Origin of the sequence: Variovorax palleresanus (genome assembly GCF_051144945.1) — a bacterium.
Classification (GTDB): Bacteria; Pseudomonadota; Gammaproteobacteria; order Burkholderiales; family Burkholderiaceae_C; genus Variovorax; species Variovorax paradoxus_S.
In genome coordinates this window covers 2,681,013-2,693,732 of the sequence record NZ_JBJNVP010000002.1, presented here as the reverse complement: position 1 = coordinate 2,693,732, position 12,720 = coordinate 2,681,013, and the positions used below count along the sequence as shown (strand labels likewise).

Here is a 12,720-nt window from a genome sequence, read left to right as displayed (position 1 = left end):
GGCTGCGAGACTTACTCGAGGACGATGTTCTTGGCGCGGATCAGCGGCGCCCAGCGCTCCCGCTCGCGGCCGATGTAGGCGTTGAACTCGGCCGGCGTCAGTGCCGGCGGCACCACCAGGCCGAGCGCCTCGAACTGTTCGCGGAAGCTGCGGTCCGCCACCGCCTGCGCCACCGAGGCGTTCAGCCGGCTCACCACGTCGGGCGGCGCGTTGCGCGGCAGCATGAGGCCGAACCAGGTGGTGACCTCGTAGTCGGGGTAGCCGCTCTCCGCAACCGTCGGCACATCGGGCAGCGCCGGCAGCCGTTCGCGGGTGGTGACCGCGAGCGGTCGCAGCTTGCCGCCGCGCACCAGGCCCATGGCGCTGCCCGTGGAGTCGGCAAAGAACTGGACGTCGCCGGCCATCAATGCCGCCTGGGCCGGCGCGCTGCCGTTGTAGGGCACATGCACCAGCGAGACGCTAGTGGCGTTTTGCAGCAGCTCGACAGCCAGGTGCAGCGAGCTGCCGGTGCCCGTGGATGCGTAGTTGAGCTTGCCCGGGTTCGCCTTGGCATCGGCGACGAAGTCGCGCAGCGTGCGATGCGGCGAGTTGTTGCCGACCAACATCACGATCGGAGTGACCGCGATGCGGGCCACGGGCTGCAGCTCCTTCTCGGGGTTGTACGACAGCTTGGGATAGAGCAGCGGATTCAGCACCGCAGTGGCGCCGGTGGCAAATAGCACCGTGTAGCCGTCGGGCTCGGCCGAGGCCACCAGGCGCGCGCCCAGGGCGGTGTTGGCGCCGGGCTTGTTGTCCACGATCACGGGCTGGCCGAGTTCCTTGCGCATGCGCTCGGCCAGTGTCCGCGCCAGCACGTCGCTGATGCCCCCCGCCGTATAGGGAACGACCAGCCGGATGGGCCGGTCCGGGTAGGCGCCGGCGGCTGAAGCCGCGGCGCCGAAGAGCGCCAGCGCGGCGAGCGGCGCCCACCGCAGCATGCGCCGAGAGAGTTGTCGTCCGAGCATGTCGTCTCCTTTTTCTGGATCGCTCCCGTCGATCGCGGGGCGCGTTTTAATCTTATCAGTGTCAAGTTGAGAAAGAAATACGAGAGCTTTCCCTATGCATTCTTTGCTATAGCGACGGCGGCTTGTCGCCAATTAATCTAATCACCAGCAAGATCAGACAGGCCGCGCGAAGGGGCGGCGGCGGCCATTGCGGCCTTGGGCCAGAATAGAGCGGCGTCATTCTGCGCACTCTCTCTCTGGCTTTTCTCGTGAACGCTCCCGCCCAGGCGCAACCGCCTTCCTTCTCGACCGAAGAATTCCGCAGCGCGCTCGGCATGTTCGCCACCGGTGTGACCATCGTCACCGCGCGCTCGGCCGAGGGCGTGCTGGTCGGCCTCACGGCCAATTCATTCAACTCGGTGTCGCTCGAGCCCCCGCTGGTGCTGTGGAGCCTGGCACGCGCGGCCGCCTCGATGGCGGCGCTCAGCACCGGCTCGCACTACGCCATCAACATCCTTGCGGCCAACCAGAAGCAGCTGGCCGAACGCTTCGCCACCAAGAACATCGACCGCTGGGCCGACGTGGCCTTTACCGAAGGCCTGGGCGGCGCGCCGGTGCTGGCGGGCGCGGCGGCAAGCTTCGAGTGCTTCAACCGCAGCCGCTACGACGAAGGCGATCACGTGATCTTCGTCGGCGAAGTGGAGCGCTGCACGCACAACGCGGGCGCCTCGCCGCTGCTGTTCCACGGCGGACGCTTCTACACGGAACATCCCTTGTGAGCCGTGCCGCAGCGCTCGGGTCCGTGCTGCTGCTGGCTGCGCAGGCCGCCACGGCGCAGGAGGCTGCGGCACCGCTCAAGCAGAACTGGTTCGACGATCCCTTCTTCCGCATCTCCGCCGGCCTGCCCGCCTGCGCCATGCCCGAAGGCCCGTTCTATACCGCGGAGGAAAGGCGCGCCCAGACCCATTCGCGGCTGGAGCGCGGCACCAGCTGCTGGCTCGCGGGCCAATGCACCGACAGCAACGCCTACCGCTACGACAAGCCGCTCGCGCCCAAGGTGCGCGCCGCGCTGCTGGCCGTGCCGGGCGTGCAAAAGAGCAGCGTGTGGGTGGTCATCCAGCGCCGCTGGGTCTACCTGCAAGGCTGCGTGCCTTCGGCCGCACTGGCCCGCAAACTCGAGCGCGCCGCACGCGTGGTGCCCGATGTCGAAACCGTGGTGCCCGACCTGATGGTGGGCACGCGGGGCAAGCCGACTTATCCCGTGGCCGGCCGATGAACGAACAAACAGCAGCCGCACGAGCAGCGGCAACGACGACAACAACGCGACGAATGATCCAGCGCAAGACCCACCTCGACTCCCTCGCCATCGGCCTCCTGATCGCATGCTGCGCGTTCTGGGGGCTGCAGCAGATCCTCATCAAGACCACAGTGGCCGAAGTGCCGCCGCTCTGGCAGGCATCGATCCGCATGGTCGGCGCCGTCGCGCTGCTGTGGCTCTGGTGCGTGTCGCGCCGCGTGCCGCTTTTCGAGCGCGACGGCACGCTGCCGGGCGGCCTTTTGGTGGGGCTGCTGTTCGCGGGCGAGTTCGCCTGCATCTACCTGGGCCTGCAGCACACCTCGGCCTCGCGGCTCACGGTGTTCCTGTACACCGCGCCGTTCTGGGTGTCGCTGCTGCTGCCGCGCTGGGTGCCCGCCGAACGCCTGCGCGGCCTGCAATGGCTGGGCCTCACCATCGCCTTCGCGGCCGTGCTGTTCGCGTTCAGCGAAGGCTTCGGGCATTCGGGCTCGGGCCAGTTGATCGGCGATGCCATGGGCCTCGCGGGCGGCATGCTCTGGGGACTGACCACCCTGGCGCTGCGCACCACGCGCCTGGCCACCGCGAGCGCCGAGAAGTCCTTGTTCTATCAAGTAGGCGTGACCGCCGCCGTGTGCCCGCTGCTGTCGCTGGCGCTCGGCGAGAAGTGGGGCTTCTCGTATTCGGTGTGGGCGTGGACCTCGATCGGCCTGCAGACCGTGGTCGGCGCCTTCGCGAGCTATCTCACCTGGATGTGGCTGCTGCGGCACTATCCCGCCACGCAGATGTCGTCGTTCAGCTTTCTGACGCCGCTGTTCGCGCTGGTGTTCGGCGTGGTGCTGCTCGGCGAACCGCTCACGCTGCAGCTGATGCTCGCGCTGGCGGGCGTGGCGCTGGGCATCGTGATGGTCAACCGGCGGAGGGCGCGCCCATGAAAGACACGGATTTTCAGCCGGTGCTCGACGACATCGTCGGCACCCTGCGGCCGCTGCTGGGCCAAGCCGGCACCGTGGCCAGCTACATCCCCGCGCTGGCCTGCATCGACCCGCGCCAGCTCGGCATTGCGCTGCGCACCTGCGACGGCACCGAGGCTTTCGCCGGCGACGCCGAAACGCCGTTCTCGATCCAGAGCGTGTCGAAGCTCTTCACGCTGACGCTGGCCATGCAGCGCATGGGCGACGCGCTGTGGGAGCGCATCGGCCGCGAGCCATCGGGCAATCCGTTCAACTCGCTGGTGCAGCTGGAGAACGAACACGGCAAGCCGCGCAACCCGTTCATCAATGCGGGCGCCATCGCCGTGGCCGACCGCCTGGTGACCCAGGCCCTGCAGGCCGGCGGCAGCGCCAAGGCCGACATTCTTGCGTTGATGGGCAGCCTGTGCGGCGAGCCGATTTCGTTCGACGACGAGGTGGCACGCTCCGAAGCCGCGACCGGCTTCCGCAACATCGCGCTCGCCAACTTCATGAAGAGCTTCGGCAAGATCGACAACGACGTGGCCGCGGTGCTCGACACCTACTTTCACCAGTGCGCGCTGCGGATGAACTGCCGCCAGCTCTCGCGCGCGGCGGCCTTCCTGTGCCGCGACGGCGCGCACCCAATCGACGGCGCGGCCGAGGTGACCGGCGAGCGGCAGACGCGCCGCATCAACGCGCTGATGCTCACCTGCGGAACCTACGATGCCGCAGGCGACGTGGCGTTCTCGATCGGCCTGCCCTGCAAGAGCGGCGTGGGCGGCGGCATCGTCGCCGTGGTGCCCGACCGGCTCACGCTGTGCGTCTGGTCGCCCGCGCTCGACGCCACGGGCAACTCGCTGCTCGGAATGAAGGCGCTCGAACTCTTCGTCGCGCGAACCGGGCTGTCGGTCTTCTGAGCGGGCTGCCCGGAGGCGCAGGCGAAAATGGGCCGAGCACGAACCCGAGCACCCGAATGACCGAAGCCACAGACTCCACCGACTCCGACACCCTCCCCCTGCAGGAACCCCGCCTCTGGCGCGACGGCCAATGGACCGCACGCGTCATCAAGAACGAGGAAGACGACGGCTGGGCCGTCGAGATGACCCGCCACGGCGACCCCGAGCCCGCGCTGGTCGGCCCCTGGACCATGGGCCGCGACAAGAAGAACCCGAAGCCGCTCGACGGTCCCGCGTTTTCCACGCTGGTGAAGACCGCCGCCGAAGTGATTCGCCGCCATGAGCAGCAGCTGCATGCCACGCTCAACAAGAGCGTGACCGTCACCGCCAAGGGCGACCAGCGCGTGCGCGTGTCGCTTGCCATCGTGCCCGACGAGGACAGCCCCTCGGCCACGCTTGCCGCGCATGACGATGCCGACGACACCGAGCTCGCGAGCGTCAACGTTTCGCCCGCCTTCCGGCTCTCCGCCGCCAGCGCAACCGCCTGGATCGAATCCGATTACGCGCGGCCCCGCTGAACGCGCTCCGCAATCAGCGAAATGACGTATGGGCAGCCTGAGCTGAGTTGAGAACAATCGGCTCCGACGACACGAATCCACTGCCGCACCAGAGACAAGCCCGAACCGGTTGAACACCGGCTCGGGCTTTTTTGTTTCTCTCTTTTCTCTCAACCACCCTCCAGGAGCAGCGTCATGAGACATGGTGATATTTCGAGCAGCAGCGATGGCGTCGGCGTCGCAGTCGTCAACTACAAGATGCCCCGCCTGCACACCAAGGCCGAGGTGCTGGACAACGCCCGCAAGATCGGCGAGATGCTGGTCGGCATGAAGAAGGGCCTGCCGGGCATGGACCTGGTGATCTTTCCCGAGTACTCCACGCACGGCATCATGTACGACGCGAAGGAGATGTACGACACCGCCGCCACCGTGCCCGGCGAGGAGACCGCGATCTTTGCCGACGCCTGCCGCCGCGCCAACGTGTGGGGCGTGTTCTCGCTGACTGGCGAGTGCCACGAGTCGCATCCGGACAAGGCGCCCTACAACACGCTGATCCTCATGAACAACCAGGGCGAGATCGTCCAGAAGTACCGCAAGATCATGCCGTGGACGCCGATCGAAGGCTGGTACCCGGGCGACCGCACCTACGTGAGCGACGGCCCCAAGGGCATGAAGATCAGCCTCATCATCTGCGACGACGGCAACTACCCCGAGATCTGGCGCGACTGCGCGATGCGCGGCGCCGAGCTCATCATCCGCTGCCAGGGCTACATGTACCCGGCCAAGGAGCAGCAGATCCTGGTGTCGAAGGCGATGGCCTTCATGAACAACACCTACGTGGCGGTGGCCAACGCGGCGGGCTTCGACGGCGTGTATTCGTACTTCGGACACTCCGCCCTCATCGGCTTCGACGGCCGCACGCTGGGCGAATGCGGCGAAGAGGAAATGGGCATCAACTACGCCGAGATGTCCCTCAGCCTGATCCGCGATGCGCGCAAGAACGGCCAATCGCAGAACCACCTGTTCAAGCTGCTGCACCGCGGCTACACCGGCGTCATCAACTCGGGCGACGGCGACCGCGGCCTGGCGGACTGCCCCTACGACTTCTATACCCAGTGGATCAACGACCCCGAGGGCACGCGCGAGAAGGTGGAGTCGATCACGCGCAGCACCATCGGCACGGCCGAATGCCCGATCGAGGGCCTTCCGAACGGAAGCGCCCAGGGCTGAAATCAGAGCTGGCGAAACGTCGTCAGCACCTGCAGCACGCTTTGCGTGGCGCCATCCAGCATGGCCCTCTGGCGGTGGGCGATGCCCAGGCGTCGCGTGAGCCTGGGCGTGATCGGCAGGATCTGCATGCGCTCGTTCAGTGCCGCATCGGTGGTCTGCTGCAGCGGCAGCAGCGCCGCGCCGTAACCGGCCGCCACCAGGCTGCGGATGGCCGCGTCGTAGTTGAGCTCGATGCGCGCACGCGGTGCGAAGCCGGCCGCCGCGAACCACTCCATCGAGAGCCGGTACATGTGAGTGGTGGCGTCGTTGAAGATCAGCGGCTGCGCCGCGAGCCACGCCGGCGTGACACGCCGGGGCGCCTTCCAGCGCTGGGGCACGAAGGCCATCATGGCCTGGTCGCGCCACGGCGTGACGACGATGTCGCGCTGCGGCGGCTGCGGGACGGCCACCAGGCCGATGTCGAGCGTGCCGGCGGCCAGCCGCGCCATCGCCTCGTACGAGCCCAGGATGCTCACCTCCACGTCGATGCCCGAATGCCGGACGCCCAGCGCTTCGAGCACTTGCGGCAGCAGGTCGACCACCACGCCAGTGGAAGTGCCCAGGCGCACGCGGCCGGTGCGGCCTTCGGCCTGGCGCTTGACCGCCTCGACGGCATCGTCGGTGTCGCGCAGCAGCTTGCGCCCGCGCTCGACCAGCGCCGCACCGGCCGCCGTGGACGTCACGCGGCGGTTGCCGCGTACCACCAGCGGCGCGCCCAGCCGCGATTCGAGTTCGCTGATGTGCAGGCTCACGGTCGGCTGCGCAAGATGCAGCGCCTTGGCCGCCGCCGAGAAGGTGCCCAGGTCGGCAATGGCGATAAGGGTGCGCAGCTGGTCGAGGTTGAGTTGTCGCATCAGGAATGCTGATTGAAGGTGTCAGGAATCTCAACTTCCACAATAGCACGCATCGCCGCAAGATGAGCGCTCCCCCACAAGGAGCCCACCGTGACAGCGCCGACGCACTCGCCCTTTCATCAACGCCTGATGCATGCCCTGCGCAGCTGGCGCCACCGCGTCGCGGAGCGCCGCCGCAGCCGCGCGGACACACAGCACCTGGCCGGCATGAGCGACCACGAGCTGCGCGACCTGGGCATCGGCCGCAGCCAGGTGCGGGGCCTGCTGGACCGCGACAGGTTCTGAAGAAAACGGCCCTGCCCGCCGTCTCTCCCTCGCTCCGAGATTTGAGGTTCAATCCGGGGCGTGCCCAAGCCTGCTACACCCTCCCCGCTTTTCATCGAACTCACCTCGCCGCAATCGGTCAACGGCCGGCGCGCGGCGTTCCAGTCGCTCTGGCTGCTCGCACGCATGAAGCACGCGCACGATGCCGAAGGCGGCCTCGTGCGGCTGGCCGACCTGCGCGGCGAAGTGTCCGATGCAAGCACGCTGCGCATGGTGGTGAGCCGCGCGTTCCGCGACTTCAAGGCATGGGACATCGAGGTCGGCTGGGGCGAGGACACGCAGCGCGAAGCGCGCTTTCTCAACGCCGAGCGGCGCAGCCAGGGACCCTTCTGGCTGCCGGCTGCCGAGGCGAAGCGTGTGCGCATGCTGGTGGGCGGCCGCGCGGCCACGGCGGCCGAGGTCGCTTCCTTCCTGGGGCTGCGCTCGCGCCGGGCGAGTGCGGCTGCTCCCGGCTCGCCGAGGCCGCCCGACGCGGTGCACCTGCAGGACGCCGCCTTCTGGAAGCAGCTGGTCGCCTCGCAGCAGGCGGCGCGGCAAGGCAGGCTCATGGCACCGGTGGCAGGTGGTGGCAGCGCGACCGGTTCGCCGGCCAGCGCATTGGAGTCGATCCGCCTCGCCGGCACATTGGCCGCGACCGACTTTCAACGCGCACTGGTCACGCTCAACGAGGCCATGCTGTGGCGCCGCCTCGGCGACAACGAGCAGGCACGCCGCCGTCTGCAGGCCCTGAAAAAGCAACGCCTCGCCCACCACGTGGCGGGCAACGACTACCTGGGCGCGATGGAATGCGTCGTCTCGGCCTGGTGCGCCTACACCGCGCGCGACCTGCCGCTCGCGCAGTCGCTCCTTACCGGCATGGCCGAGGATGCGGTGCGCGGACTCGTGCTGCGGCACCACCCCGACGTGCGCTTCGAATGGTGCAACCTCTGGGCCCTGGTGTGCCGCTCGCGCGCATTGGCGCTCGCCGCCGACGACAGGCCCGCGGCCGCCTCGCTCGCCGAAGAATCGCTGCAACGCTTCGGCGAGGCATTGGCCGCGGCCTTCGAATCGCACTCCTTCGACGCGGCGCAGCACGTGGCCGCCAACATGGGCATGGCCGCGTGGCTGTTCGACCGCGTGGGCCTCTCGGACCTGCCAGCGCTCGCGCACGACGGACACGCCGACACCATGCGCCGCGCCGTACAGTGGATCGCCTTCAGCGAATGGCTCTGCGGCCACACCGACGGCCAGGGCCGCTCGGCCTGGAATGCGATCTACCTGATGCGCATCGCGCGCGGCCATTGCCAGCCCGAGAAGCAACCCACGCTCGCGCAATTCCGCGCGCAGAAACCGCTGGACCCGGCGGCAATCTCGAAACTCGCCGGCCCGCTCGCCGATGCCTTCGATGCCGCGCATTGGCCCGTACGCTGGGTCGAGGTGGCGCAGGCCCGGCTGGCCGACCACCAGGCCGGCCGCCGGCGCTACCCCGGCCTGCAGCATTGCAGCCTTCTGTTCGAGCACGCCTGGTATGCGGCGCTTGCGGGCGACCTGAAGGCGGCCGAGCAGTCGCTGGAGTCGCTGCGCGAGGCATTGCCGCAGCTGGTGCCGAGCGACCGTGCCTATTTCACCGAGTCTTGGAACGACACCTTGCCGGCCGAGCTGGTGCTGGAGACCCGGCCGCCACGGCGGCCGGCCGCGCGCAAGAAAGCCGTGCCCCGGCCCGGCTGATCACCGCGTCGCCGGCGCACCCGTCGACTTGCGCACCACCAGTTCGGGCCGCAGCACCACCGTCGACGCAGACATCGCCTGCCCGTCGATCTCCTCGAACAGCATCTCGGCCGCGCGCCAACCCAGTTCGCGATGCGGCAGGCGGATGGTGGTGAGCGGCGGATCGACCATGTCGACCAGCGGCATGTCGTTGTGGCCGGTGATGGAAATGTCCTTGGGCACGCGCAGGCCGGCCTGGCGCAGCGCGTCGTAGGCGCCGAGCGCCACCAGGTCGTTGCAGCACACCACCGCTTGCGGCGCGGCCCCGGCTTCGAGCATCTGCTGCATCGCCACCGCGCCGGCCTCGCGGCTGTAGCTCGCGCACTCGACCACGCGGAAGGGCTTCATGCGATGGTCGCGCAGCGCCTGCTCCACGCCCAAGCGGCGGCCCACGCCGGTGGGGATGTTCTGCGGGCCGGCGAGATGCGCGATGCGCTTGTGGCCCAGGCTCACAAGGTGGTCGACCGCGAGCTTCATCGCGAGCCGGTCGTCGCTCACCACGGCGGGCAGGCGGCCGGTTTCATCGGCGCGGTTGACCAGCACCGCGGTCATGCCGGTCTTGGTGACGAAATCGACAAGCGGATCGTCGCGCGTGGCTGTGGCCAGGATCACGCCATCGACGCGCTGGGCCAGCATGCGCTCGAGCACAGGCCGCGCGAGCGCAGGGTCGACCACGTTGGTGACGAACACGAAGTAGCCGCGCGCCGCCGCGCTGGCCTCGATGCCCTGCAGGATGGGCGGGAACACCGCGTTCGTGATGTCGGGCACCAGCACGCCGATGGTGTGGGTGCGGCCGGTGCGCAAGGCCGAGGCTGCGCGGTTGGGCCTGTAGCCCAGGCGCTGCGCCGCCTCTTCGACCACGCGCAGCACCTCGTCGCTGATCAATGAGCGCTTGTCCGGGCTGAGCGCGCGCGACACGGTCGACACATGCACGCCGGCCGCGCGGGCAACGTCGCGGATCGTGACGGGCGAAGAAGACGGACTGGTGCTCATGGGGCTGATTGGTGCAAACGATTGTCGGCGGAAGAACACGCTGAAATGGTTACTCACCATTCCCAACCTGCAGAACAGGGTCATTTTACTTTCCAGGATTTTGGACTAAGATCGTGCAAACGATTGCAGAGACTGCCATGAACATTGCCACCTCGCCCGATTCGGTGCTGGGCTTCGCGCTCGAAGCCATGGCACGCACACCCGACCCACGGCTGCGCACCGTGATGGATGCGCTCACGCGCCACCTGCATGCCTTCGTCCAGGAGGTGAAGCTGACGGAGGAAGAGTTCGAGCAGGCGCTCGAATTCATCGTCGCCATCGGCCAGGCCACGGGCGAAAAAAAGAACGAGGTGGTGCTGGCGGCCGACATCCTCGGCGTGTCCACGGTGGTGGCGCTGCAGAACAACCAGGACCCGCACGGCGAATCGCCGGCCGCGCTGCTCGGGCCTTTCTGGCGCGCGAACTCGCCGGCCTGCGCGCAGGGCGACAACATCGCGCGCTCGGGCACGCCGGGCGTTCCGCTCTCGGTGTCGGGCACGGTGCGCAACGCGCGGGGCGAACCGGTCGCGGGCGCCACGGTCGACGTGTGGCAGGCCTCGCCCATCGGTCTCTATGAAAACCAGGACCCGGCGCAGGAAGACATGAACCTGCGCGGTCGCTTCACGACCGATGCGCAAGGGCGCTTTCATTTCCGCAGCGTGCGGCCGGCTGGCTACCCGGTTCCGACCGACGGGCCATGCGGCGTGTTGCTGCGCGCGCAGCAACGCCACCCCAACCGGCCGGCGCACCTGCACTTCATGGTGAGCAAGCCGGGGCACAAGGTACTGGTCACCCAGGTGTTTGCCGACGACGACGAGAACCTGGAGAGCGACCCGACCTTCGGCGTGACGCGGCGGCTGATCGGCCGCTTCGCGCTGACGCCCGATGGCCAGGCGGCCACGCTGCAGTACGACTTCCAGCTCGAGCCCGGCGAGATGAAGTTCCCTCGTCCCCCCATTCCCTGAACCCACTCTTCTTTCATCCCATGAGCTTCGATCCTGTTTCCCGACTCGACGGCAAGGTGGCCGTCATCACCGGTGGCCTCGGCGCCATCGGCTATGCCACGGCCATGCGGCTCGCCGCGCTCGGCGCCACCTGCGTGCTGCTGCACCGCAAGGGCGACGATGCCGCCGCGCGCGCCGCGGCCCTGCCATCCGCCCACGGGCAGCGCCACAGCGCGATCCGCGCCGACATCGTCGATACGCCGAGCCTGCAGGCCGCCGCCGCCGAGGTGAAAGTCACGCACGGCCGCTGCGACATCCTGGTCAACAGCGCGGGGCACACGCAGCCCATTCCCGCCGCAGACCTCGACGCGCTGACCGACGAGCTCATCGACGAGCTGCTGCGCGCCAACTTCCGCGGCGTGTTCGCGACCATCCGCGCCTTCGCGCCGATGCTGAAGCAAAGCGGCGACGGCCTCGTCGCCAACATCTCTTCGATCGCGGGCTTCACGGGCGTGGGCAGCAACCTTGCGTACGTGGCGGCCAAGGCGGGCCTCGACGTGGTGGGCGATGCGCTGGCCAAGGCGCTGGCGCCAGCCGTGCGCGTGGTGTCGGTGTCGCCGGGCGCGGTCGAGTCGGGCTTCGTGCCCGGCCGCGGCGCGGCGTTTGCCGACAAGATGGCGAGCACCACGCCGCTCGGGCGCATCGGCAAGCCCGACGACGTGGCCGCCGCGGTCGAGGCGCTCGCGACGACGATGCGCTTCGTCACCGGCACGCGCATCGTGGTCGACGGAGGGCGCCACCTGTGAGCAGCACTACCAAGGCCCTCAAGACCCTCATCACCTGCGCCGTCACCGGCAACCTAGTGAAGCCCGAGCAGACGCCGCACCTGCCGATCACGCCGGTGCAGATCGCCGACGAATGCCTGGCCGCCGCGGAGGCCGGCGCGGCGCAGGTGCACATCCACGTGCGCCATCCCGAAACCGGCAAGCCGTCGATGGAAGTGGAGCTCTACCGCGAGGTGGTCGACCGCATCCGCCGCGAAAACCGCGAGCTGATCATCAACCTCACGACCGGACCCGGCGGGCGCTACATACCGAGCGAGGACGATCCGAAGATCGCCGCGCCCGGCACCACGCTGCTGCCGCCGGAGAAGCGCGTGGAACACATCGCGCTCATCAGGCCAGACGTGTGCTCGCTCGATCTCAACACCATGAACTCGGGCCCCGACGTGGTGATGAACACGCCGAAGAACGTGCGCCGCATGGCAAAGGTGATTCGCGAGGCGGGCGTGAAGCCCGAGCTGGAGATCTTCGATTCGGGCGACATCAACCTCGCGCTCGACCTGATCGGCGACGGCACGCTCGACGGCCCCGCGATGTGGACCTTCGTTCTCGGCGTGAAGTACGGCTTCGCGCCCACGCCCGAGACGCTGCTCTATGCCCGCAACATGCTGCCGCGCGGCGCCTTCTGGAGCGCGTTCGGCATCGGCCGCATGGAGTTTCCGATCGTCGCGCAGGCCTGGCTCATGGGCGGCCATGTGCGCGTGGGCATGGAAGACAACATCTACCTCGAGAAAGGCGTGCTCGCCGAAAGCAACGCACAACTCGTGGCGAAGGCGCGCGACATCCTGCTGAGCCTGGGCGGCGAGATTGCCAACCCGCGCGAGGCGCGCGCGATGCTGGGCTTGCCTGGTGCGGGGAGCTAGGAGATGACGTCTTGTTCTTCTGTTAGTACGGCTGTGGGCGATTCAGGGCGCGCTCCCGCCGACGGGGTACCTTTCTCCGCGAATGTCCCCCGGCCTGCGGCCTCCTCCTTTATTTCGCTGCGCAAGGCACCCCATCGACGGGATCGTTGTTCAGAGCCGTCGT

General features: G+C 68.4%; 14 protein-coding genes. 11 read left to right on the top strand and 3 right to left on the bottom strand.

Features of this window, described 5'->3' with window-relative positions:
* Positions 1-11 precede the first annotated feature (11 nt).
* Positions 12-1,004 (bottom strand): Bug family tripartite tricarboxylate transporter substrate binding protein, encoded by a 993-nt coding sequence (locus ACJ7Z0_RS16680; RefSeq protein ID WP_434790701.1) that lies wholly within the window; start codon positions 1,002-1,004, stop codon positions 12-14.
* A gap of 314 nt (positions 1,005-1,318) precedes the next feature.
* Here ACJ7Z0_RS16680 and ACJ7Z0_RS16675 point away from each other — a divergent pair, with 314 nt between their 5' ends.
* The 6 genes from ACJ7Z0_RS16675 to ACJ7Z0_RS16650 all read left to right on the top strand — a co-directional run bounded on the left by ACJ7Z0_RS16675 (position 1,319) and on the right by ACJ7Z0_RS16650 (position 5,913).
* Positions 1,319-1,762: a flavin reductase family protein gene (locus tag ACJ7Z0_RS16675; protein WP_254787564.1), complete on the top strand. Its 444-nt coding sequence runs from the start codon at positions 1,319-1,321 to the stop codon at positions 1,760-1,762.
* Entirely contained in the window at positions 1,759-2,259 is a 501-nt protein-coding gene (locus ACJ7Z0_RS16670; RefSeq protein WP_434790700.1) for a BON domain-containing protein, read from the top strand. Before ACJ7Z0_RS16675 ends, ACJ7Z0_RS16670 begins: the two co-directional genes overlap by 4 nt.
* Before the next feature lie 53 nt (positions 2,260-2,312).
* The gene (locus ACJ7Z0_RS16665; protein WP_434790699.1) at positions 2,313-3,212 is read left to right on the top strand and encodes a DMT family transporter; all 900 of its coding nucleotides are present in this window, start codon (positions 2,313-2,315) and stop codon (positions 3,210-3,212) included.
* A complete protein-coding gene (locus ACJ7Z0_RS16660) occupies positions 3,209-4,147 on the top strand; it encodes a glutaminase (protein ID WP_434790698.1) in 939 nt (312 codons plus the stop codon). The genes ACJ7Z0_RS16665 and ACJ7Z0_RS16660 overlap by 4 nt, the downstream gene beginning before the upstream one ends.
* Positions 4,148-4,203: 56 nt before the next feature.
* On the top strand, positions 4,204-4,704 hold the full coding sequence (locus tag ACJ7Z0_RS16655; protein ID WP_434790697.1) for a hypothetical protein: 501 nt from the start codon (positions 4,204-4,206) through the stop codon (positions 4,702-4,704).
* A gap of 174 nt (positions 4,705-4,878) precedes the next feature.
* On the top strand, positions 4,879-5,913 hold the full coding sequence (locus ACJ7Z0_RS16650; RefSeq protein ID WP_434790696.1) for an aliphatic amidase: 1,035 nt from the start codon (positions 4,879-4,881) through the stop codon (positions 5,911-5,913).
* Positions 5,914-5,915: 2 nt separating this feature from the next.
* Here the strand turns inward: ACJ7Z0_RS16650 and ACJ7Z0_RS16645 are convergent, their stop codons facing one another.
* On the bottom strand, positions 5,916-6,806 hold the full coding sequence (locus tag ACJ7Z0_RS16645; protein WP_434790695.1) for a LysR family transcriptional regulator: 891 nt from the start codon (positions 6,804-6,806) through the stop codon (positions 5,916-5,918).
* A 90-nt stretch (positions 6,807-6,896) separates the two neighbouring features.
* On the opposite strand from ACJ7Z0_RS16645, the gene ACJ7Z0_RS16640 reads away from it, so the two are divergent.
* Complete coding sequence (locus ACJ7Z0_RS16640; RefSeq protein WP_434790694.1) at positions 6,897-7,091, top strand: YjiS-like domain-containing protein; 195 nt, start codon at positions 6,897-6,899, stop codon at positions 7,089-7,091.
* A gap of 60 nt (positions 7,092-7,151) precedes the next feature.
* Positions 7,152-8,837 (top strand): hypothetical protein, encoded by a 1,686-nt coding sequence (locus ACJ7Z0_RS16635; protein ID WP_434790693.1) that lies wholly within the window; start codon positions 7,152-7,154, stop codon positions 8,835-8,837.
* On the opposite strand, the gene ACJ7Z0_RS16630 is transcribed toward ACJ7Z0_RS16635, so the two are convergent.
* The gene (locus tag ACJ7Z0_RS16630) at positions 8,838-9,869 is read right to left on the bottom strand and encodes a LacI family DNA-binding transcriptional regulator (protein ID WP_434790692.1); all 1,032 of its coding nucleotides are present in this window, start codon (positions 9,867-9,869) and stop codon (positions 8,838-8,840) included.
* A 137-nt stretch (positions 9,870-10,006) separates the two neighbouring features.
* Here ACJ7Z0_RS16630 and ACJ7Z0_RS16625 point away from each other — a divergent pair, with 137 nt between their 5' ends.
* The 3 genes from ACJ7Z0_RS16625 to ACJ7Z0_RS16615 are packed head-to-tail and all read left to right on the top strand — an operon-like array spanning position 10,007 to position 12,557.
* Positions 10,007-10,873 (top strand): dioxygenase family protein, encoded by an 867-nt coding sequence (locus ACJ7Z0_RS16625; RefSeq protein WP_434790691.1) that lies wholly within the window; start codon positions 10,007-10,009, stop codon positions 10,871-10,873.
* A 20-nt stretch (positions 10,874-10,893) separates the two neighbouring features.
* Entirely contained in the window at positions 10,894-11,658 is a 765-nt protein-coding gene (locus tag ACJ7Z0_RS16620; RefSeq protein WP_434790690.1) for an SDR family NAD(P)-dependent oxidoreductase, read from the top strand.
* Positions 11,655-12,557: a beta-keto acid cleavage family enzyme gene (locus ACJ7Z0_RS16615; protein WP_434790689.1), complete on the top strand. Its 903-nt coding sequence runs from the start codon at positions 11,655-11,657 to the stop codon at positions 12,555-12,557. The genes ACJ7Z0_RS16620 and ACJ7Z0_RS16615 overlap by 4 nt, the downstream gene beginning before the upstream one ends.
* Positions 12,558-12,720: the final 163 nt, after the last annotated feature.